This window comes from Kitasatospora sp. NPDC057223 (genome assembly GCF_042669755.1).
In the GTDB taxonomy this organism is placed as follows: Bacteria; Actinomycetota; Actinomycetes; order Streptomycetales; family Streptomycetaceae; genus Kitasatospora.
Genome location: NZ_JBHUWW010000001.1, coordinates 137132 through 154447 on the forward strand (window position 1 = coordinate 137132; position 17316 = coordinate 154447).

The following is a 17316-nucleotide window of genomic DNA, read 5'->3' on the forward strand; positions in this document are numbered from 1 at the left end:
CGACTCCTCCCACCTCGACCAGCGGAGCATCCGTGAGCAACCCGAGCGACCCCGTCGATTTTGCAGCGTCTGCGCGCCGCCGCGATTCCAAGCCCGGACCCGAGAAGGCCGGCGCGGAACTCGATGCCGCACAGCACTGGGAGCGAGCGTTGCAGGTGCACGGGGCGAGCCTTCGCGACCCGGCAGTTGCAGCTGCGGCGACGGGCATCTCCGAACTGCTGGAGCGGCTGATCTACGCCGGCCTCAGGGCCCGTTACGGTGATGCATCCCGCGGCATCCCCGGTGACGAGAACGACGGCATCGATCACACGGGTGCTCAGGTGTTCATCGATCTGATCTACGGGCTCCGGGATGCTGCTGGCCACCTTCGGGAGCACGACGCGCACAGCTGACAGGCAGTTTCGGCTTCTCGCCGAGTAGGTCCCGCACCGATCGGTGCGGGACCTACGTGCGTTCGGGGGCTCAGACGCGAGCGGGGCACGTGTCGGGGTACTTGGCCTTCAGGGTGTCGAGCGAGTGCGAGTCCCATTCGATCTTGATGGGGTTCTGGTCGGCGAGGGGGTGTCGGGCGCAGTAGATGCCGTCCCACTGCTCGCGGAAGTGCTGCCACATCGGGCCGATTTCCGTCTCGGCGTCGTAGCAGGGCTGGCCGCAGGTGCGGCAGAGGCGGATGTCGCCTTCGTGGGTGCGGATGGATTCCATGGCGGCGAGGGTAGGGCGGGGGTGGCCAGCTGGTGGGTGGATTCGTGGGCTGTTCAGCCGTTCGGGTTGGGGCCGGGTGACGTTTCGTCACGATGCAGTTACGAGGGGGGTGGGCGTGGGTGTGGACTGGGAGCATCGGCGGCGTCCACGAACGACCAGCCCGAGGGGCTTTCCTTGTCCAACTCCAACTACCAGCCGTCGCAGCGTCAGGTTGAGAAGCGCGGCGCGAACCATGGTCTGCACGTGTTTCTGTCGATCATCACGTGCGGCTTGTGGGCGATCACGGGCTGGCCTATCGCGACGATGATGGGCCGGAAGACTGTGACGACCGTGAAGGGCGGGGCGGTACCGTACGCGGCTCCGCAGCCCCCTCCCGGATATGCGGCGCCTCCGCCGGGCTACGGGCCGCCACAGCCCCCGTACGGCGCCCCGCAGGGCCCGTATCCGCCCCCGGGCCAGACCCCGCCCCAGGGCACCACGTGGGGCCGGCCGCCCCAGCAGTGACTGCTGCGCAACATCTGGACTGCCTCGTTCCGCAGGCGTAGCCTCCGCGGCACGAGGGGTGGTCACCCTGAAGGTGTTCAGTTGCCCGCCGAACACCGCTGCGCCCCGCCGTGTTGATCACGGCGGGGCGCATGCACGTCCGTCAGGGGCGGGGCCTCATCGACGTGACTATCTGCGTGAACACCTCGACCATCTCCGAGTCACGCTGCGGACCGGCCGGCGCCGCCCTGCCCTCAGCAATCCGCTGCTCCATGAACTCGCTCGTGAACGACCCCGCCGCGGTCAGCATCTCGTCGGTCAGCCAGCTGATGTCGGCCATGGTGTCTCCTTCGGATCGTGCAGCGGGATCAGGAGTGTCCCACCCGGACGGCCATACGCCGACAGTTCGCAGGCACGTCAGGAGACGACCGCGACGTACTCCGCGCCCTTGTGGTTCGCGACGATGAGCTGGAAAGCATGACCCGCACCGCAGTACAGGGCCACCTCGACATAGCCGCCACGCGTCTCGATCGGCCCGTCGTAGTTGTCCCGGTCCGGGTGCACCGTCACCGCCTCATGGTCACCACCTTGGGAGAGGGTGCCGTCCTCGTTGATCGTGCCCCGGTCGATGCTGGGCTCGGCGCAGCGCGGGCAGTGCACCTGCCACTGCCGCGTGCCCGGCAAGCGCACATCGTGCGGCTGGAGCACCTCCGCGTGCTCACGGACCGGGTTGTCCTCCTGGCGCCAGGTCTTGCCCTGCCAGTCGCGGTGGTCGCCGGCGTGGCCGGTCTCCAGTTCGCAAGACGAGTCGTCGGTGTCTGCGTCGCACTGGATGACGACTCCGTGCTGGCGGAACGCTTCGACGATCGCGGCGTCGCCGGCGAACTGGTCGAGGGACTCGTGCTCGGTGTCCCAGTCGCCGTCCTTGAGGGTGCGGATGAGGTCGGCGAGGACGCGGGTCTTGAGTTCGTCGGTGGCGCCACTGTCGATGAGGGCCTGTGCGACGGGGTCGAAGATGTAGGAGGCGGATGCCCAGCCCATGAGGGTCTCCTTCGGTTGGAACGCTACGCGGACTTGGTGAGCAGCTGCAGTTCATGGTCGTGGCACAGCAGCGGGCCGATCATCCAACTGACTCGGTGGACGGTCCAGCGTCCGCCGGTGAGCGGGCCGGGCGGGACCTCGTCGACGATCACTCCGGTCAGGCCGGTCGCGCGCGGGTCGTCTTCGCAGGACTTGATCAGGACTTTGTCGTCGGCGTGGAACATCGGTCAGCCCTCCTGGGTGACGGCAAGGCAGGGACGGCAGGTGACTTCGGTCCGGTCCGGCATGGCTTCGTCGACCTTCCGGCCCCACAAGTCTTCGAGGTGCACCTGCTTGTCGCAGTGGGTTCGCCGTGTACCGGGCGGTACGGCGTGCACCTTGGTGCTGCTGCGGAAGCGGACTCGGCTGAGCGTCGTCAGGTCGATCACCGGTCAGCCCTCCGACTCGCCGAACAGGGACGGCTGCTCCTCGCTCACCGGCGCACCCTGCTCCTGCCACTGCTTCCGGTACTGATTCACCCAGTCCGAGCAGTCACCGCGGGCATGGAACCGGGCAGTACCCTCCGGCAAGTCAAGGCGCCACAGGTTCGGACCGGGGAACGCCACCTCCTTCTGGCGGCTGCCGATCGTCTCCCCGCAGCCCATGCACGCGCCGGCGGGGATGGACAGCAGCCGGTCGCTCTTCGCGACCTGCCTGTCCACGTGCTTCTCCAGCAGCTCTTCACGGCACGGCGGGAGTTCACCGCAGGACCGGCACACGGCGTAGTGCTCCGGCAGGATCGGCCATTCCAAGGAGGCCCTCGCCGCGAGGTGCTTGCGCTTGCCGCCGCCGTCGGGCTCCAGGACGACGTTCACCGGCCGGTCCCGCCACGTTGCCGGGTCCGGCGCCGGCTGCTCCTGCTTCCCGTCGAACCAGAACCTGAAGTGCCGGTCCCAGTGCGTGATCCAGGGGGCGGGCCACAGGTCCTGCGGGATCTCGCGGATCTCGGCGACGCGCCACGGTGCGCGTTCCCAGATGACGAGCATGCCGGGCTGCAGCTGCGGGTTGATCGCCCGGAAGACGCGGTCGTGCTCGGCGTACTCCAGGCGCCGGTGGACGCTGCTCGGCCTCGATGCGAAGGCGCGGGGGCCGGCCCAGGTCGGCGCGTCGATGTGACCGCGGCGGACGGGGGTGCGGGATCGCCAGTTTTGGTCGGGGACGGTTCCGAGGGGGATGGTCATCGGTCAGCCCTTCACTGCAAGGAGGTCGATCGCTTCGACGGTGGTGCCCGGGGTTCGGATCCAGGCTTCGAGCTTCTTCACGTACGCACGCTGAGCTCGGTCGGCAGCGAGCTGAGCCTGGCGGGCGGCGGCCCGAGCCGCGGCGACGTCGGGGGCGTGCTCCTGGAGTGCCTTGACCATGTAGGGCGGCATGACCGAGGCCAGCTTGGCGGGGGTGCGCTTGCGGCGGCCGTCCAGGCAGAGGACGAGGAGGCCGCGGAGGCCCTGCGGAGTGGTGAGATCCACGAGTCAGCCCTCCAGACTGGTACTGAGCAGAGCGGGGTTGGCGTTCTGCAGTTCCTCGATGGCGGCGGCCACAGCGGCCTGTTCCTCGAAGCGCCAGCCGGCGGGCGAGTGCCGCATGCGCTTCCAGGGGCGGGGCGGCACCAGCACCTCCACCGTGTCGTTCTCCTCGACGGCGACGCCGATGCCCCAGAAGTCCGCTTCGATGAGGGTCTCTGCGAGGCGAGGCCGTTCCGGGGCGAGGATCGCCCGGGGGCAGAACGGGGCGAACGAGCCGGCGATGCCGAGGTTCGTCCCGGACACGGGACCGGTCACGAGCGCCAGGTGCACTGTGGCCGGCCTGATCGCTGTGCGGGTCACGTGCGTGACCTGTCCGTCGGTGCGGGTGAGGCTGGCAGCGGTTGGCGGCAGTGCCCGGAGGAGGGCCCGCTGCCGGGCCGTCAGCGCGGATGCTGCGACGGGCATCCCTTCGGGGACGGACAGCAGCAGGTCGAGGTGCTCGGGGTTGTCGATCGCCGGCGGGCAGGAGTCGCCGTGGACGGTGCGGCGGCGCTGGTACTCGGTCCGGTTGAGCACGGTGAACAGGGCGGCCCGGCGACTGTGGCCCTTCGGGGTGGGCGTCATGACGGCCTGGTGGGGCAGTGCGGACAGCAGCGCGTGGGCGGCAGCCGTCATGCGCCTCTCGTACGCGGTCATCGGAGCGATGGCCACCGGTCAGCCCTCCACGGTCTGGGCCGCGAGCGCCAGGAGGACGTCGGCGTGGCACGCGGCGTCAAGCGGGCACCAGCACATCAGGTCCCGCCCCGCGAGTTCACGGCGTGCGGCTTCGGCGAGATCGGGGTGCACTTCGAGGTGCCAGCGGTACATGGTGACGGCGGCTCCGCGGGCGGCGGTTGCGGTGGGCCAGACGCCGATGTTGCCACCGTTGTCGTGGTGCAGGTGCCAGCCGGCGGTGGTGGGGTCGAAGACGATGCGGCTGGGGTTGCCCCAGCGGGTGCCGCGGCCGACGTAGACGCCGTTCTCGGGCTTGCGCCAGCCGGCCGTGCGGCGGCGCTGGATGCGGGAGGGCGTGAGGGTCATGGTGATTCCTCCTGGTTCGTAGTCAATTGTCTCGCGGTTTTGGGCGTGCGGGTAGTGCTGTGACGTGGCGGGATGCGCTCAACTCGGCGGAGAGGAGCAGCAGGTGGGGCCGGCCGGGAAGGTGCGGTCGCCCCGAGCTACGCGACAGCCCGCCGCTGCTCGTCGTACCGGTCGTACTCTGCAGCGGCCTGAACGATGTACCGGGCGAGCCAGTCGTTCACTCCCGGGCGCAGGTACAACAGGCGCAGCTCCTCCGCCGTGGACCAGGTCACTTCGGCTGGCCCCTTGGCGGGGGTACGCGAGCACGCCCGGAAGACGTACTGCGCGAGGTAGGTGACCGGGTTTTCGCGGGCGTCACGTCGGGTGTGGTGGGCGTGCAGCCAGCGGGCGAACATCATCTCCAGCCGCACCGCAGGGTGCTGTTCCGCTCCGGGGCAGGTGTCGGTCGCGTAGATCGGACCGTCGGGGTCGTACGGCCGCGAGTGCCGAAAGGTTCGTCCGTCGCGGCGAAGCCGCACCGTGACTTCGCACACCGCACAGATGCCCTGGTCTGGAATCTTCATGGCGACTTCCTCCTTAGAGGGGCGGGGTCTGCGAGGTGAGGTTGCGGAGCGACGCGTACCGGCCCTCGAACTGCAGCCAGACCTCCACGCCGCGCTTGCCGTTGCGGTTCTTCGCGATGATCGCCATGACCTTCCCGGCATTCGGCCCGGTGTCCATACCCTCCTCGTCGAGCTCACGGTGCAGCAGGACAACGGTCGAGGCGTCCTGCTCGATCTGCGAGGAGTCCTTGAAGTCCGTTGCGGCCGGGCGGCGGCCGGCCTGCCCGCGGTTGAACTGGGCGAGGGCGAGGACCGGCACGTCGAACTCGTCGGCGATGCGCTTCATGCCGAGGGAGATGTTCGCGACGTCCTGGGTGCGGTTCTTCCCCGCGTTCGGACCTTCGGGGGTGATCAGCTGCGCATAGTCGATGACGACCAGGCCGGGCTTGCGGCCCTGCGACTCCATCCACCGCACCCGCGACCGGATCTTGGAGATCGTCAGGACCGGCGAGTCGTCGAGGATGAAGTTCGACGCCGCCGTCGACGTCATCCGCTCAGTGACCCGGGCGATCTTCAGCCACTCCTGGTCGCCGAACCGCCGGCGCATCATCGCATCCATCTCGATGTTCGCCTCCGCCGATGTCAGGCGGGACAGCAGCTCGGAGCCGCCCATCTCCATCGACGCGACGAGGACCGGCAGGTTCCGGCGGAACGCAACGTGCGCGGCCTGGTTGAGGGCGAACAGTGACTTCCCGCCGGACGTGGCGGCGCCGACGATCGTCACCTCCTTCGGCTTGAACTGGATCACCTCGTTCATGTCCGGCCACGGGGTGTCCACGGCCCGCGGGTCGGCGCCGGCATCCAGTTCGTCGAGGAAGTCCGGCCAGCGGTCGGCGACGGACAGCTTCGCTTCGGTGGACGATGCCGTCTCGCCGAAGAGCTGCTGCAGTTCGGTGAGCGCCATGCCCGCGATCTCGTCGGAGGAGGTGTCGCGCAGCCGGGCCCGCTGCACCAGGCGGATACCCATCTGCTCGATCTGCCGCAGGCCGTACAGGTCGAGGACGATGTCGGCGTAGTCGACGCCCACCCCGCCTGTGGGTACGGCGTCAACGCAACGGTGAGGGTAGCTGGGGCCGCCTGCCAGCTGCAGTTCGCCGGTGGAGCGCAGCGCGGCCACGATCTTGATGGGATCGGGGGCGCCGTTCTGTCCCGGGGTGTCGTGGATCGCCAGGATCGTCTTGTACAGGATGCGGTGGGCCTCGCGGAAGAACGCGTCGCCGTTGCCGAGGACGAGTTCAATCTCGCCGATGGCGCGCCGGGAGATGATCATCGCGCCGATGACGGCCTGTTCGGCAAGCTCGTCCCAGATGCCGTTCAGCTCCCAGGCGTCGTCGGCCGGCTCGTCGTAGTCGGGGCTCATGCGGCTTCCTGTCGGGTCTGGGTGTCGGGGTGGCAGGCGGGGCACTCTTCGGCGTAGACGAAGCCCTGGTCGTTGGTGAAGGACCGTCGGCGGGTCTCGCGGTCGCAGTCGAGGTCTTCGCACCAGGCCGGCCAGTTGGCGGGCACTGCGCCCTGGTGCCGGCTCTGTGTGGCGGGCTTCAGGACGGCTGACCGCAGGGGCAGGTCGGCGATGCGTTCCTTCTCCAGGACGGACGCGTGCCGCTTGATGCCGTCCGGGTTGCTGGCCAGCTGCGCCTGGAGGTTGTCGTCGAGGTTCCAGCCCTGCGCGGTGATGGCTTCCAGGAGCTTGGGGGCGAGGCGCTGGGCGGTCTTGCGGCCGACTGTCCATGGGGCGGGGAGCAGCTGGAGGAACTGTTCGGCGTGGCGGATTTCGTCGGCGGTGAAGTCCGCCTCCTCCTCCGTCGGCGCAGCCGGCTGCTTGAGGGGGTAGGGGGAGGAGGTTTCCACCTCCTCCGGGGGGTGTGGGGGGGACGGCTTGCCAGCGGCACATGGTGCGACCTGCACAGACGGGCTTTTCACCATCTCGGCTCGCCCACCATGTCCTGTGGGCGACGGCACATGGTGCGACCTGCGGTTTCCGTTGCCGACCTTCTCCTGTCGGCGACCATCTCCTGTCGGCGACGGCACATGGTCCGAGCTGGGGTTTTCCGTCTCGGCGGTCTGGATCGGAATCCAAGGGCTCGCGGCGGGCAGTTCCGCTCGCGCCCGCTTGGAGATCTCGTAGCGGATGCCCGTCACCTTGCCGCCAGCGCCTCGGAGTCGAACGGCCTGGATGTAGCCGGCCTGCCGGATCAGGGCGAGCTCGCGGCGCACACCGTCCTGGCCGAACGGGCGGCCGTTGGTGCTCTTCCAGCCGAGCTGCCCGAACCACACGGCGAGTTCGTCGACCGTGAAGCTCATGCCCTGCGGCATGAACCAGATGGCCTGCAGCGTGGCGATGGTGGTGGGCTGCCAGCCGTGGCCGAAGAAGGTGGCGTCCGTGATGGTGACGGACGGCTCGGGCTCGACCGCGCGGGCGTAGGCGGACACAGCCGGGGTGGAGTTGCTGATCACTGAGGTGCTCTCCGGTGGCAGGAGCAGGGATGTGAGGGCGGGCCGCCCCTTCGCGGGGCGGCCCGGGGCGGTCAGCGGCCGAGGATGCTGTCGACCGTGCGCGTGGCGGCCTGCTCGGGCAGGGATCCGGTGACCGAGTGCTGGCCCGTCGGCGGCTCGTAGTGCGTCTGCACGTCGACGAAGCCGGCCTGCTGCGCCTTCTCGGCGGTGTGGACGGTCTGCGCTGCGGCCTTCGGGCCGGAGAAGCGGGCGATGAGGCTCACAGTTCGCCCACCTTCCCGGCGGCGAGGACGCGGACGAGCTGGTGGTCGAGGAGGTGCGTGAACGCGCGGTCCAGGCGGCGTCGGGCCTGCGCCCGGAGGTGCAGGATCTGGCCGACGGAGGGGAGGGCCGGCGGGCGGCACTTGCCGATCGCGGCGTTCTCGGTGGGGCGGGACACGGTGGAGGCGCTCATGCGGTCACGACCGAGGCGGGGGTCACGTCGATGAGGGTGCCGAACAAGTCGGTGAGGATCTGCCAGGCGTCAGCGCGAGCGAGCTGCGCCGGCGAGTAGGCGGCGACGACACCCTCGCGGATCCGCTGGAACCGGATCGGGTGCGGCGCGTCGTCCGGGAGGGCCGGCGCGAGGGCGGCCGGGAGACTGTGGAACTTCTCAAGAACAGCTGCCATGATTGAGTCACTTCCTTCTGCGCCTTGGTTTTCCAGACCTGAGGGGCGCGGTTGCAGTGAGTCGAGGGCCCGGTGTTGACGCACTGGGCCCTACGCATTGATGTGGTCAGGCCACGGCCGCGAGGTCGAGCTGGATCGAGACGAGACGCTCGACCGGCAGCTCGTATGCCAGGGCAAGAGCGAGGGCCGTACGCAGGTCGGGCGGGTTGACTCCGCGGTGTACGCGACTGACGACGGCGCGGTCCAGGCCGGCGCGGCGCGCGATGAGCTCGTAGTTGAGCCGCCCGCTGCGCATGGTGTCCCCGGCTTCCGCAGCTGCCCCCGAGAGGGCGGCCGGGTTGAAGGCGATCCGCATGGCACCCCCTTCGGGAGCGTGGTTGGTGAGCGGCGCCAGTATCGGCACCCGTGCATCAATCATCGCACACTTCATGCACGCATGCACGGTTTCTCGTGTCACCGGATTCACCGAAAGCCGCCCACCTGCACCTTTGCGCGTGAGTCAACATGTTCAAAGACAAGTCTTCGCGCTAACATCGGCACCAGTGCACGAATCGCCGACATCGCAAAGGAAGCCATGGACGCTGAACGGAGCGCCTTCGTTACCTGGCTGCGCGCAACAGCCGCAGCCACCGGCTACGACCCAGAAGTGCGGGGCGGCATCGCTCGCCTCGCCAAGGCAGCCGGCATTGACGCCGCTCCCGTCAGCCGGGCCATGAGCGGCGAAATGATCCCGAAGATCGACACGCAACGCGCACTCGCCATCGCCATGGGGATCAAGCCAGTGGAGATGTACATCCGCTCAGGCACCATCGCCCCCGAAGACCTCCCCGGAGATGGCGAGCAACTCACCCGTCCCCCCGAGCAGGATCTGGCCGCAATCGGTCGCAACTTCGGGATCCCGGAGGACAGGCTGCCGCTCTTCATCGCTTCGGTCGAGGCGGTGGCCCCGGTCTTCGCCGAAGCGATCAGCGAAGACAAGGGCACCAAAGGCATCTAGTCCCTGCTCGCCGAAACCGCACTGCGCTACGGTTGCTGGGCGTCGCTACGCCATGGCGACCACCGGACGGCCTGACTTCCCGCCCGGATACCCGAAGCACCCACGGGAGACGAAATGAGCGCCGACCAGCCCTGGACTATCGAGCGGATCTGCGACGCCCTCGGCACACCCGCCCTCTCGACCCGCTTTCTCGGCGAGATCAACCGGGCACCGGCGCATGAGATGCTCGCCGTCTTCGCGAAGTGGCAGGGCATCGCCGAACGTCTGCTCATCACGGCGCAACGGGTGATCGAGGCCAAGGCTGCGCAAGAGGCCGGCCTGCCGATCCCCGGCGAGTGGACGGATATCACCGACAAGGTCCAGGCCGAAGCCGCGAGGATAAGGGCCCGCCAGGCCGCCTGAACTTCAGATTCCGAGGACGGCGATCATCCGCGCCGACTACGCTCGCGCACGTAGCTGTTAGCCCGAAGGCGGGCACCCCTCGCGACCCTCGGGGCGCTGATCACCAGGACAGCGGATGACCTACAGACTTCACGACGAGCCGACCATCAGGACCGTATGGGACTCGCTCCCCCCGGACGTCTCCGCGCAGCTGACCCTGGCGCTCGCCCAGGTCTGCAACGACCCTCTTGGCAGCACGGCGCCCTACGGCGAAGACGACGGCGTGATGCGGACCCTTGTCCTTGACCACCTGATGGCCGTGCTCTACCTGGGACACCAGACCAAGACCGTGCACGTCTTCCAGATCGACTACCTCGGGTAGCTCCAACGACAGCTGCGCCCCACCATCACGTGATGGTGGGGCGCAGCTGTGTGCGATGCCTACTCTGCCGACGGGGAGGACTCGCCGGCGCGCTTACGGGGGCGGGCATCCGGTCCGCGACCCTTCGTGTCGCGTGACTGGAAGAACGCCTCGATGGGCGCCCAGTCCATGGCCCAAGCGTTGCCGATCTTGAGCCATCGATCGGCGGGGATTGGCCACTCCGGGTCGGTCTCCGCGATGTGACGTACACCCTGCCTGGTGATGGGCTTCTCTACGAGTCCGCGGTCTCTGAGCCGCTTGGCGATCTCGGTAAACGTGACCATGTCCGGGGTGCTCCTCCCTTCGTCGGCGGCCGTCATGGTGCCACCCTACGGGAATTACTTGTCAATGCGCCAGTAGTCATCTAGGCTCTCCAGTGCAAGGAAAAACCCCGACCGGATGACCGGACCGGGGCCGAATTGCCGCGCCCGGTGGTGACACACCGGGCCCAACCTGTACCGCCCACCTGCGCAAACAGAGGAGGCAGCCATGGCACAGAGTACTGGCGCTCCGTCCAGTAACGCCAGCATCGCGATGCCGGCCCCGAGCCCCCGCATCTGGGACGGCTTCGACGACCCGACCGGACCCGCCGCCTGGAACGCCTTCGGCCGGCAGCCCTCCCGACCCACCCCGCCGTTCGGAGCACCCAACATCGGCCAACGCACCATCAACCCCAAGGAGAACCCCATGGGATACGCCGGCAACTACAACGAGCCCAAGCCGCTCGCCGAACTCGTCATCGTCCCCCAGCCCACCACCGAGCAGCCGCCCGCCGAGCCCCAGCCCGACTCCGAGTGAGCGACGACAACTGGGCCCCCGGCCCCCTCATCCCCAAGATCCCCCGCCCCCGCCCGCCCACCGACAGCACCAACCCCGACAAGAACGACCCGGCAGTCCCCGACTGGCACTGCACCCCCCACGGCGAGACGGGCAACGGTCCTTCATAGCTGGTGACGCACCAACCCACCAAGGAGCCACCCGTGACCCAGCAGGAATACGAAGCCGGCGCCCTCACCGTCGCCACCGCCCTCGGCGACATCCCCGCCGATTCGACGCCCGCCGACGCCCAAGCCGTCATCGACCAGCTCGCCGACCAGCAAGTGCTCGACAACTCCGTCCGACTCCTCCGAGCCCTCGGCTGGGAGCAGCCGGCCGCCGCCTAACAGCAGCTGGCCCCCTGAAGGGAACCCCCGTGCTCAACACCGGCGACAGCGTCACCGTCATCGACGCCACCGACCAGAACCCCAAGACCCTCGGCCGCACCGGCACCGTCGTCCAGAACAGCAACGGCCTCGTCGCCGTCAAGGGCCTCGACAACCGAATCGTCGAACTCGCCGTTGGCGAGCGCGCCTACCGCCCCGACCAGCTCCGCAAGAACTGAGAGGCACCCGAATGGGATGGAACTGGGACCACGCCCAAACGATCGAATCCCGCAGCTACAACGCCCACGCCGAACTCGGCGAACACCTCCGCAACATCGCCCCCCGAGCCGACTGGCAGGCCCTCCAGGCCCTCTTCGCGCGCGACTCCGACGGGTTCGACATCCAGCCCGCGCAGGCCGCACGAATCGCCGAAGCCCTCAAGGCCCTCGCCCCGCACGCCGGCCCCACCTGGAACCGCGCCTGCCTCGACCTCGGGGCATCCGCCGCCGCCGCTGCCCGCAGCAACGCGGTCTGGCACTGGACCTAGCTCAGCCCCGGGGCGGTCGTCCATCCGACCAAGAACGCCGACCGCCCCGGGCACCCCACCACCCACCAACGAGCAGATGAGAAGGCAACACCATCATGTCCGTTCTCAACCGCATCTCCAACCGCCTCGTCGACCGCGCGACCGACGGCATCGACTCCTGGGGCCGCTCGATCATCGCCCAGATCCCGACCGGCGCCGGCGAGACCGAGATGCGCCGCCGGCACGCCGACTGGGCCCGCACCGCAGAGCTCCACCGGACGTACTACGCCCCCGACTCCGAGTACATCTGGCTGCTCGGCCCGAACGGCGACGAGCGCAACGCTCAGCTGATCGCCACCAACAGCTACGTCTTCGTGCGCCGCGACCGCACCGGCCTGCTCACGAAGATCGGCACCCACAGCTGGGATGTCTTCTTCCGCGCAGGTTTCGACGGCTTCACCACCACCGAGCCCCGCAAGCCCCCGAAGGGCGAGGACTTCTTCGTCCGCGGCGACCTCCGCGACGCCCCCAAGGACTGGGTGATCACCCGGTGACCCTGACACCCGTCACCGAGTACCGCACCGCCGGCGGCGCCCTGATCACCGTCCACCGCGCCACCCTCCTCGGCTTCTGGTTCCGCGGCTACGGCTGGAAGTGCTCGGGCTGCGGCAGCAGCCAGCCGCACGCCGAGCACAAGCAGCCCGTCCAACGCGCCACCGCCGACGCTGCCGCCAACACCCACGCCGGCACCTGCCACCGCATCCCCTGAAGGAGAATCCGCCATGACCGCCAGCATCCACCTCAGCAACGACCCGGAGACGCCCGTCCCCGCCGGCATCTGGCACTTCGCCATCGCGGCCGGCCGGGACGGCACCGCCACCGGACTCATCAACGTCATCCGCCTGTCCACCATCAGCAAGATCGCCGCCGAGGTCGCGCAGCGCAACGAGATGAGCGACGACATCGACGAGCTGATCCTCACTGGCGACCCGACCCAGTAACGCCCGCCCCCTCCGCCCAGCCCAGACCCCGAAGGAGAACTCGATGACCGACTACGAGCAGCAGACCGTCGACAGCTACACCAGCGCCCGCCGTGACGTCGACCTCGACGCGATGGCCGCCCTGATCGACGCCGCACGCCAGTACGACCAGGGCGGCCCCGGCAGGAACCTCTACCAGCGCCTCACCGACGTAGCCCTCCGCATGCCGCTCAACACCGCCGGCTGACCGCCGTACGGCGCCGCACAGCCACAGCTCTGTGCGGCAGCCGCAGGCACTCAGACACCCCGCCAACCACACACGGAGAACCCAATGGCCAAGACGCCCAAGCCCGGCGACCCCGTCCGCATCACCAACCTGTACTCCGACGACGGCTCCTGCGCCAAGTACGTCGGCCAGACCGGAACGGTCAGCAGCATCGGCGGCAACAACATCGCCATCAGGTTCGCCGGCGACCCGGACCGGTCGTACGGCTTCTTCACCGACGAGATGGAACCGGCATGAAATCCACCCGCCCCGCCACCCCCGCCGAACACCAGACGCTCTCCACCATCGCCATCGCCCTCGCCCTCACCGCCTGGACCTGGACGCCCGGCGCCCTCGCCGTCGCGGCAGCCGTCCTCACCCAACTCCTCGTCGTCACCGCCGCCGCCTGGGCGCTCCGCTGGAACATCCCCGCCGCGCTCGCCGCCAACCAGCAGCACCTCCGGCTCACGGCCGCCGCGACCTTCGCCCTCGCAGCAGCTCTCCTCCACCTCACCGCCAACGCCATCGCCCCCAACCACCAGCCCACCACCCGCTAAGGACACCCACCCCCATGAACGAGCAGCCCAGCACCGGGACCGACAAGCTCATCCGCGGCGCACTCATCCTCGTCATGGGCGCAGCACTCACCGTCGGTACCTGGTCCATCTACACCCTCCTCACCGGCAAATTCGGAGCCCCCGAAGAAGTCGCCGTCTTCGGCGCCGGCATGTTCGACATCGCCGCCCTCTTCTTCGCCCTCCTCTCCCAGCGATACGCCGCCAGCCCCGACTCCGGCCTCGCCCCCCGCCTCGCCATGTTCGCCATGGTCTCCACCAGTGCCTGGGTCAACTGGACGCACGCCCAGATGGAGCACTGGGGCCTCGTCGGCGGCGTCATTCTCTCCGCCGCGCCGATCATCGCCGAACTGTCCTTCGAGATGTGGCACCGCTACGAGCACCGTGAAGCGCTCCGCCAGCAGGGCCGCGTCTCCACCGCACTGCCCGTCATCCCCGGCCTCGCCTGGATGCTGTTCCTCACCAAGTCGTGGAGCGTGATGCGCAAGTCGGTCGGCGCCCGCCTCACCGTCATCGAGAACGAGGCGCAGCGTGCCGCATCGTCCGACGATGCGCATCACCTTCAGCGCGTCACCGCACCCCGCCACGCGGTCACGGCAGAGGCGGACGGTGATGCACAGCACATCGTCATCACCCTGCAGCAGCCACACGCCATCACCGCATCACCCGCCTCCCGGCAGTCCGCTGCGGCGCATGATGCGCCCAATGTCGTCGCACGTCAGCGCCGTGATACGGCCCCGCGCGTCATCACCGTGCCGCGCCTCGAAGCCGCTGATGCGCCCGTCGCGGATGCGGGTGAGTCGCTTCCCGATGCGGACTTCGCCGCCATGTCGAAGGCCGAAGCGGTTCGGGTGATGCGCGAGGCGCTCCCCGACGCTTCAGCGCGTCAGATCGCTGAAGCGCTCGCGCCTCACGGCATCACCGCTGATGCGGCTTACGTCCGCACGGTGCTGTCCCGTGACGCGCAGAAGAACCCGCAGCAGGGCACTGGCGGCTACCTGTAGCCCTTCGACGCCTCACCGCACCACCTACTGCCGCTACCCCATGCGAAGGAGAGAGTTCCGTGGCCCAGTACGCCGGCCCCGTCGAGGTGCCGTTCCTCCCCAGGCCGATCCGGGCCGCCCAAGCGACGACCGTGACGGCGATGCCGACGACGACGAGAGGAGCCCCGATCGGCCCGGAAAAGGGCCTTCAGGCCGCACCGTCGTCGTCGGCAGCAACCACCTGGGATGCCTCTGCGCTGGCCACCACCGACAAGTCGGCCCCCACCCGACGCCTCCTGGCCAGCTGCGTAGCCGTCGCCCGCCGCACCTACACCCTCACCCTCCGATACAAGGTCGAACTGGCCCCCACCCTCACCGTCAGCGCCGCCACCGCACTCGGCTGGTGGCAGAACCTCGCCGGCGCCGGCGGCTGGACCGTCGCGGCCTATACGGGCCTCGGCCTGGCGTCCGCCGCTGTCGCCGGAGTCGGCCTGCGCTTCCAGAACCCGGCGCTCCTCAACGGCGGCGCCGGCATGGCGCTCGCCTTCGCGGACGTCGCCACTGCGGTTGGTGCCGGGCCCGGCGGCGTGTCCCTCACCGCTGCGGCCGTCACCACCGGCGCGGCGTACGGCGCGTACGTGCCGTGGCTGATCCGCTACCGCAAGGACCACAAGCCCGTCGCCCCGGCCGTGGCTGCGGCGGCCAAGCCCGCCGAGGTGAACACCGTGCCGGCGGGCGCCATCGCCACAGCGCCCGCCGAAGCGCCCCTGGTCCAGTGCGGGCCGTTCCACGACAAGGCCATCCCCTACGCCGACGACAACGACGACGACCCGGCCGCCCCGATCCGCATCGGCTGGGACGAGTACGGCCGCCCCGTCTACCTCACCCTCCTGTACCGGCACACCCTCATCGCTGGCGCTTCCGACTGGGGCAAGTCCGGCCTCGTCAACCTCATCATCAAGAAGCTCCTCAAGAAGCGCGACGTCGAGCTGTACGGCATCGACATGAAGCCCGGCGCCGTCGAGCTCGGACCGTGGGAGCCGCTCATGAAGCGCCTCGCCCGCGGACCCGAGGAAGCTCGCGACCTCCTGCAGGCCATCCGCGCCGAATGCGACCGCCGCGGCGCGGTCCTCGAAGAGCTGTCCCGGCGTGAGCTGGCGGCCGGCCGCGAGGCGGTCCGCAAGTGGATCCCCGGCGTGCACGGCCCCGCATGGTGGGTCGTCACCGACGAACTGGCAGAGCTGATCCGCCAGGACGACGAGCTCCGCAAGGAGGAAGCCGCCGCCGCCAAGGGCGACCCGGACGCCGGGCCCGCTGAGCAGCCCGTCGCCACCACCTACCAGTCGCTCCTCGCCATCGCCCGCGGCTTCGCCATCCAGTTCCTCTCCGCCACCCAGCAGCCCTCCGCGAAGGTCTTCGGCGGCGACACCGACGCCCGCGGCAACTACACCAACAGGATCTGCACCCGCGTCGCCGAGGCAGGGCACGCCCAGTTCGTCTTCGGAGCCGGCTGGAAGTCCGCCGGGTTCACACCGAACCAGCTCACTCGGCCGGGCGAGTTCTACTTCGGCGCGCCGGAGATGCCCCTGACGGACCCGCCGCGGTGCCGGGCCGAGTACGTCACCGACCTGGACATCGCCGCGGACGTGGCCCACCTGCACTCGGCTGGACCGTCGCGGCCGGTCGGCCGGTTCGCCCCGCAGGGCCAGCTGCACCTCGTCAAGGAGACCCTCCCGCCGAAGCCCACTGCCCCGCCCGCGTCGACCTACCCGGACGGCAGCCCGGTCGGCCGCGACGAGTGGCCGGACCTGTACCGGGTCTTCCTCCGCCTGTGCGCCGAGCACGGCTCCACGACGAAGGCCGATCTCACCGAGGCCGGCCCGTTCGGCTCCCGGGACACCGTCCGCCGCGCTCTCGACCTGTGGGTCACCCGCGGCGTCCTGGTCCGTAAGGCCGGCAAGGCCGAGCACTTCTACCTCCCCGCCACAGACACCGAGAACTGAGGACCCGCCATGAACCAGCCCACCATCATCCAGCCCGTCACCGCCCCGGCCGGCGCCATCGCCTGGGGCCAGGACATGCTGTCCGGCGAGATCCGCCCGTACTACTCGGACCAGCCCGCACCCCCGACGCTCGCCCCGATCCAGGCGCCGTCCCCGCCTGCTGTGGTACAGAGGGACGTGTGGCCCGCCCGGCTGCTGGCCGGCGGCGCCGGAGCGTCCATGGTCATCGGCGTCACCGGCAGCGTCGCCCCGCAGTTGGAGCAGGTCGGTCACGCCGTGCAGATGGCCGGGTTCGGTATCGGCGCTGTCCTCGCCGGCCTGGCCTTCCTGAAGGGCAACGCCCCGAAGCTCACCGCCACGTTCAACATCAGCAACACCGGCTCGTCGTCCTCGGCGAACGCCACCTCGAACAGCACCTCCAGCTTGTTCGGCAGGAGCGGCGCCTGAGCCCGCAGTACGAAAGCCCCGCCCTTCACCGGGCGGGGCTTCGCGTTTGTGGACCTCTGCGCT

Annotated in this window: 35 protein-coding genes; 18 read left to right on the forward strand and 17 right to left on the reverse strand. The window is 69.4% G+C overall.

Going from position 1 to position 17316, the window contains the following annotated elements; translation table 11 throughout:
* The first annotated feature begins 32 nt into the window (after window positions 1-32).
* On the forward strand, window positions 33-392 hold the full coding sequence (locus ACFUK0_RS00860; RefSeq protein ID WP_380245834.1) for a hypothetical protein: 360 nt from the start codon (window positions 33-35) through the stop codon (window positions 390-392).
* A 70-nt stretch (window positions 393-462) separates the two neighbouring features.
* On the opposite strand, the gene ACFUK0_RS00865 is transcribed toward ACFUK0_RS00860, so the two are convergent.
* The 16 genes from ACFUK0_RS00865 to ACFUK0_RS00940 all read right to left on the reverse strand — a co-directional run bounded on the left by ACFUK0_RS00865 (window position 463) and on the right by ACFUK0_RS00940 (window position 8951).
* Complete coding sequence (locus ACFUK0_RS00865) at window positions 463-702, reverse strand: hypothetical protein (protein ID WP_380245835.1); 240 nt, start codon at window positions 700-702, stop codon at window positions 463-465.
* 646 nt (window positions 703-1348) lie between these two features.
* Complete coding sequence (locus ACFUK0_RS00870) at window positions 1349-1525, reverse strand: hypothetical protein (RefSeq protein ID WP_380245836.1); 177 nt, start codon at window positions 1523-1525, stop codon at window positions 1349-1351.
* A 77-nt stretch (window positions 1526-1602) separates the two neighbouring features.
* On the reverse strand, window positions 1603-2226 hold the full coding sequence (locus ACFUK0_RS00875; RefSeq protein ID WP_380245837.1) for a hypothetical protein: 624 nt from the start codon (window positions 2224-2226) through the stop codon (window positions 1603-1605).
* Between the two features lie 23 nt (window positions 2227-2249).
* On the reverse strand, window positions 2250-2450 hold the full coding sequence (locus tag ACFUK0_RS00880; RefSeq protein ID WP_380245838.1) for a hypothetical protein: 201 nt from the start codon (window positions 2448-2450) through the stop codon (window positions 2250-2252).
* A gap of 3 nt (window positions 2451-2453) precedes the next feature.
* Entirely contained in the window at window positions 2454-2654 is a 201-nt protein-coding gene (locus tag ACFUK0_RS00885) for a hypothetical protein (protein ID WP_380245839.1), read from the reverse strand.
* 3 nt (window positions 2655-2657) lie between these two features.
* On the reverse strand, window positions 2658-3446 hold the full coding sequence (locus ACFUK0_RS00890) for a hypothetical protein (RefSeq protein WP_380245840.1): 789 nt from the start codon (window positions 3444-3446) through the stop codon (window positions 2658-2660).
* 3 nt (window positions 3447-3449) lie between these two features.
* Entirely contained in the window at window positions 3450-3731 is a 282-nt protein-coding gene (locus tag ACFUK0_RS00895) for a hypothetical protein (RefSeq protein ID WP_380245841.1), read from the reverse strand.
* Window positions 3732-3734: 3 nt separating this feature from the next.
* The gene (locus ACFUK0_RS00900; protein WP_380245842.1) at window positions 3735-4403 is read right to left on the reverse strand and encodes a hypothetical protein; all 669 of its coding nucleotides are present in this window, start codon (window positions 4401-4403) and stop codon (window positions 3735-3737) included.
* 39 nt (window positions 4404-4442) lie between these two features.
* On the reverse strand, window positions 4443-4808 hold the full coding sequence (locus ACFUK0_RS00905; protein WP_380245843.1) for a DUF4326 domain-containing protein: 366 nt from the start codon (window positions 4806-4808) through the stop codon (window positions 4443-4445).
* A gap of 137 nt (window positions 4809-4945) precedes the next feature.
* Entirely contained in the window at window positions 4946-5371 is a 426-nt protein-coding gene (locus ACFUK0_RS00910) for a hypothetical protein (protein WP_380245844.1), read from the reverse strand.
* Between the two features lie 13 nt (window positions 5372-5384).
* Window positions 5385-6770, reverse strand: a complete 1386-nt coding sequence (locus tag ACFUK0_RS00915; protein WP_380245845.1) for a replicative DNA helicase — start codon at window positions 6768-6770, stop codon at window positions 5385-5387.
* The gene (locus tag ACFUK0_RS00920; RefSeq protein ID WP_380245846.1) at window positions 6767-7864 is read right to left on the reverse strand and encodes a hypothetical protein; all 1098 of its coding nucleotides are present in this window, start codon (window positions 7862-7864) and stop codon (window positions 6767-6769) included. Before ACFUK0_RS00920 ends, ACFUK0_RS00915 begins: the two co-directional genes overlap by 4 nt.
* Window positions 7865-7935: 71 nt before the next feature.
* Window positions 7936-8127, reverse strand: a complete 192-nt coding sequence (locus ACFUK0_RS00925; RefSeq protein ID WP_380245847.1) for a hypothetical protein — start codon at window positions 8125-8127, stop codon at window positions 7936-7938.
* Window positions 8124-8318, reverse strand: a complete 195-nt coding sequence (locus ACFUK0_RS00930) for a hypothetical protein (protein WP_380245848.1) — start codon at window positions 8316-8318, stop codon at window positions 8124-8126. The genes ACFUK0_RS00925 and ACFUK0_RS00930 overlap by 4 nt, the downstream gene beginning before the upstream one ends.
* A complete protein-coding gene (locus ACFUK0_RS00935; protein ID WP_380245849.1) occupies window positions 8315-8533 on the reverse strand; it encodes a hypothetical protein in 219 nt (72 codons plus the stop codon). The genes ACFUK0_RS00930 and ACFUK0_RS00935 overlap by 4 nt, the downstream gene beginning before the upstream one ends.
* Before the next feature lie 106 nt (window positions 8534-8639).
* Window positions 8640-8951: a hypothetical protein gene (locus ACFUK0_RS00940; RefSeq protein WP_380245850.1), complete on the reverse strand. Its 312-nt coding sequence runs from the start codon at window positions 8949-8951 to the stop codon at window positions 8640-8642.
* Window positions 8952-9107: 156 nt separating this feature from the next.
* On the opposite strand from ACFUK0_RS00940, the gene ACFUK0_RS00945 reads away from it, so the two are divergent.
* The 3 genes from ACFUK0_RS00945 (at window position 9108) to ACFUK0_RS00955 (ending at window position 10293) form a co-directional block, all read left to right on the forward strand.
* Window positions 9108-9530, forward strand: a complete 423-nt coding sequence (locus ACFUK0_RS00945; RefSeq protein WP_380245851.1) for a hypothetical protein — start codon at window positions 9108-9110, stop codon at window positions 9528-9530.
* A gap of 114 nt (window positions 9531-9644) precedes the next feature.
* The gene (locus tag ACFUK0_RS00950; protein ID WP_380245852.1) at window positions 9645-9932 is read left to right on the forward strand and encodes a hypothetical protein; all 288 of its coding nucleotides are present in this window, start codon (window positions 9645-9647) and stop codon (window positions 9930-9932) included.
* Between the two features lie 115 nt (window positions 9933-10047).
* Window positions 10048-10293 (forward strand): hypothetical protein, encoded by a 246-nt coding sequence (locus ACFUK0_RS00955; RefSeq protein ID WP_380245853.1) that lies wholly within the window; start codon window positions 10048-10050, stop codon window positions 10291-10293.
* 59 nt (window positions 10294-10352) lie between these two features.
* On the opposite strand, the gene ACFUK0_RS00960 is transcribed toward ACFUK0_RS00955, so the two are convergent.
* Window positions 10353-10652: a hypothetical protein gene (locus ACFUK0_RS00960; protein ID WP_380245854.1), complete on the reverse strand. Its 300-nt coding sequence runs from the start codon at window positions 10650-10652 to the stop codon at window positions 10353-10355.
* 169 nt (window positions 10653-10821) lie between these two features.
* Between ACFUK0_RS00960 and ACFUK0_RS00965 the strand changes: the two genes are divergently transcribed.
* From ACFUK0_RS00965 to ACFUK0_RS01030, 14 genes are all read left to right on the forward strand, one after another.
* Window positions 10822-11130, forward strand: a complete 309-nt coding sequence (locus ACFUK0_RS00965) for a hypothetical protein (protein ID WP_380245855.1) — start codon at window positions 10822-10824, stop codon at window positions 11128-11130.
* Window positions 11127-11279 carry a hypothetical protein gene (locus ACFUK0_RS00970; RefSeq protein ID WP_380245856.1) on the forward strand — a complete coding sequence of 51 codons (153 nt, stop codon included), beginning with the start codon at window positions 11127-11129 and terminating at the stop codon, window positions 11277-11279. The genes ACFUK0_RS00965 and ACFUK0_RS00970 overlap by 4 nt, the downstream gene beginning before the upstream one ends.
* A gap of 33 nt (window positions 11280-11312) precedes the next feature.
* Window positions 11313-11495 (forward strand): hypothetical protein, encoded by a 183-nt coding sequence (locus ACFUK0_RS00975; protein ID WP_380245857.1) that lies wholly within the window; start codon window positions 11313-11315, stop codon window positions 11493-11495.
* A gap of 29 nt (window positions 11496-11524) precedes the next feature.
* Complete coding sequence (locus ACFUK0_RS00980; protein ID WP_380245858.1) at window positions 11525-11713, forward strand: hypothetical protein; 189 nt, start codon at window positions 11525-11527, stop codon at window positions 11711-11713.
* Between the two features lie 11 nt (window positions 11714-11724).
* Window positions 11725-12021 (forward strand): hypothetical protein, encoded by a 297-nt coding sequence (locus ACFUK0_RS00985; protein WP_380245859.1) that lies wholly within the window; start codon window positions 11725-11727, stop codon window positions 12019-12021.
* Window positions 12022-12116: 95 nt separating this feature from the next.
* Window positions 12117-12554: a hypothetical protein gene (locus tag ACFUK0_RS00990; RefSeq protein WP_380245860.1), complete on the forward strand. Its 438-nt coding sequence runs from the start codon at window positions 12117-12119 to the stop codon at window positions 12552-12554.
* Window positions 12551-12769: a hypothetical protein gene (locus ACFUK0_RS00995; protein WP_380245861.1), complete on the forward strand. Its 219-nt coding sequence runs from the start codon at window positions 12551-12553 to the stop codon at window positions 12767-12769. Before ACFUK0_RS00990 ends, ACFUK0_RS00995 begins: the two co-directional genes overlap by 4 nt.
* Before the next feature lie 13 nt (window positions 12770-12782).
* Complete coding sequence (locus tag ACFUK0_RS01000) at window positions 12783-13001, forward strand: hypothetical protein (RefSeq protein WP_380245862.1); 219 nt, start codon at window positions 12783-12785, stop codon at window positions 12999-13001.
* A gap of 43 nt (window positions 13002-13044) precedes the next feature.
* Window positions 13045-13227, forward strand: coding sequence for a hypothetical protein (locus ACFUK0_RS01005; protein ID WP_380245863.1), 183 nt, complete (start codon window positions 13045-13047; stop codon window positions 13225-13227).
* 84 nt (window positions 13228-13311) lie between these two features.
* Entirely contained in the window at window positions 13312-13503 is a 192-nt protein-coding gene (locus ACFUK0_RS01010; protein WP_380245864.1) for a hypothetical protein, read from the forward strand.
* The gene (locus tag ACFUK0_RS01015) at window positions 13500-13802 is read left to right on the forward strand and encodes a hypothetical protein (RefSeq protein ID WP_380245865.1); all 303 of its coding nucleotides are present in this window, start codon (window positions 13500-13502) and stop codon (window positions 13800-13802) included. The genes ACFUK0_RS01010 and ACFUK0_RS01015 overlap by 4 nt, the downstream gene beginning before the upstream one ends.
* 14 nt (window positions 13803-13816) lie before the next feature.
* Window positions 13817-14824, forward strand: coding sequence for a DUF2637 domain-containing protein (locus ACFUK0_RS01020; protein ID WP_380245866.1), 1008 nt, complete (start codon window positions 13817-13819; stop codon window positions 14822-14824).
* Between the two features lie 59 nt (window positions 14825-14883).
* Entirely contained in the window at window positions 14884-16806 is a 1923-nt protein-coding gene (locus tag ACFUK0_RS01025) for an FtsK/SpoIIIE domain-containing protein (protein ID WP_380245867.1), read from the forward strand.
* Window positions 16807-16815: 9 nt separating this feature from the next.
* Window positions 16816-17253 (forward strand): hypothetical protein, encoded by a 438-nt coding sequence (locus tag ACFUK0_RS01030; protein WP_380245868.1) that lies wholly within the window; start codon window positions 16816-16818, stop codon window positions 17251-17253.
* Window positions 17254-17316: the final 63 nt, after the last annotated feature.

What these genes read in the sequence shown, in the direction of transcription:
- ACFUK0_RS00865 (WP_380245835.1), bottom strand. Translation starts at nt 702, where the DNA reads ATGGAATCCATCCGCACCCACGAAGGCGACATCCGCCTCTGCCGCACC.
- ACFUK0_RS00870 (WP_380245836.1), bottom strand. Translation starts at nt 1,525, where the DNA reads ATGGCCGACATCAGCTGGCTGACCGACGAGATGCTGACCGCGGCGGGG.
- ACFUK0_RS00875 (WP_380245837.1), bottom strand. Translation starts at nt 2,226, where the DNA reads ATGGGCTGGGCATCCGCCTCCTACATCTTCGACCCCGTCGCACAGGCC.
- ACFUK0_RS00880 (WP_380245838.1), bottom strand. Translation starts at nt 2,450, where the DNA reads ATGTTCCACGCCGACGACAAAGTCCTGATCAAGTCCTGCGAAGACGAC.
- ACFUK0_RS00890 (WP_380245840.1), bottom strand. Translation starts at nt 3,446, where the DNA reads ATGACCATCCCCCTCGGAACCGTCCCCGACCAAAACTGGCGATCCCGC.
- ACFUK0_RS00900 (WP_380245842.1), bottom strand. Translation starts at nt 4,403, where the DNA reads ATGACGGCTGCCGCCCACGCGCTGCTGTCCGCACTGCCCCACCAGGCC.
- ACFUK0_RS00905 (WP_380245843.1), bottom strand. Translation starts at nt 4,808, where the DNA reads ATGACCCTCACGCCCTCCCGCATCCAGCGCCGCCGCACGGCCGGCTGG.
- ACFUK0_RS00910 (WP_380245844.1), bottom strand. Translation starts at nt 5,371, where the DNA reads ATGAAGATTCCAGACCAGGGCATCTGTGCGGTGTGCGAAGTCACGGTG.
- ACFUK0_RS00915 (WP_380245845.1), bottom strand. Translation starts at nt 6,770, where the DNA reads ATGAGCCCCGACTACGACGAGCCGGCCGACGACGCCTGGGAGCTGAAC.
- ACFUK0_RS00930 (WP_380245848.1), bottom strand. Translation starts at nt 8,318, where the DNA reads ATGAGCGCCTCCACCGTGTCCCGCCCCACCGAGAACGCCGCGATCGGC.
- ACFUK0_RS00935 (WP_380245849.1), bottom strand. Translation starts at nt 8,533, where the DNA reads ATGGCAGCTGTTCTTGAGAAGTTCCACAGTCTCCCGGCCGCCCTCGCG.
- ACFUK0_RS00940 (WP_380245850.1), bottom strand. Translation starts at nt 8,951, where the DNA reads ATGATTGATGCACGGGTGCCGATACTGGCGCCGCTCACCAACCACGCT.
- ACFUK0_RS00945 (WP_380245851.1), top strand. Translation starts at nt 9,108, where the DNA reads ATGGACGCTGAACGGAGCGCCTTCGTTACCTGGCTGCGCGCAACAGCC.
- ACFUK0_RS00950 (WP_380245852.1), top strand. Translation starts at nt 9,645, where the DNA reads ATGAGCGCCGACCAGCCCTGGACTATCGAGCGGATCTGCGACGCCCTC.
- ACFUK0_RS00955 (WP_380245853.1), top strand. Translation starts at nt 10,048, where the DNA reads ATGACCTACAGACTTCACGACGAGCCGACCATCAGGACCGTATGGGAC.
- ACFUK0_RS00960 (WP_380245854.1), bottom strand. Translation starts at nt 10,652, where the DNA reads ATGACGGCCGCCGACGAAGGGAGGAGCACCCCGGACATGGTCACGTTT.
- ACFUK0_RS00965 (WP_380245855.1), top strand. Translation starts at nt 10,822, where the DNA reads ATGGCACAGAGTACTGGCGCTCCGTCCAGTAACGCCAGCATCGCGATG.
- ACFUK0_RS00985 (WP_380245859.1), top strand. Translation starts at nt 11,725, where the DNA reads ATGGGATGGAACTGGGACCACGCCCAAACGATCGAATCCCGCAGCTAC.
- ACFUK0_RS00990 (WP_380245860.1), top strand. Translation starts at nt 12,117, where the DNA reads ATGTCCGTTCTCAACCGCATCTCCAACCGCCTCGTCGACCGCGCGACC.
- ACFUK0_RS01000 (WP_380245862.1), top strand. Translation starts at nt 12,783, where the DNA reads ATGACCGCCAGCATCCACCTCAGCAACGACCCGGAGACGCCCGTCCCC.
- ACFUK0_RS01005 (WP_380245863.1), top strand. Translation starts at nt 13,045, where the DNA reads ATGACCGACTACGAGCAGCAGACCGTCGACAGCTACACCAGCGCCCGC.
- ACFUK0_RS01010 (WP_380245864.1), top strand. Translation starts at nt 13,312, where the DNA reads ATGGCCAAGACGCCCAAGCCCGGCGACCCCGTCCGCATCACCAACCTG.
- ACFUK0_RS01015 (WP_380245865.1), top strand. Translation starts at nt 13,500, where the DNA reads ATGAAATCCACCCGCCCCGCCACCCCCGCCGAACACCAGACGCTCTCC.
- ACFUK0_RS01020 (WP_380245866.1), top strand. Translation starts at nt 13,817, where the DNA reads ATGAACGAGCAGCCCAGCACCGGGACCGACAAGCTCATCCGCGGCGCA.
- ACFUK0_RS01030 (WP_380245868.1), top strand. Translation starts at nt 16,816, where the DNA reads ATGAACCAGCCCACCATCATCCAGCCCGTCACCGCCCCGGCCGGCGCC.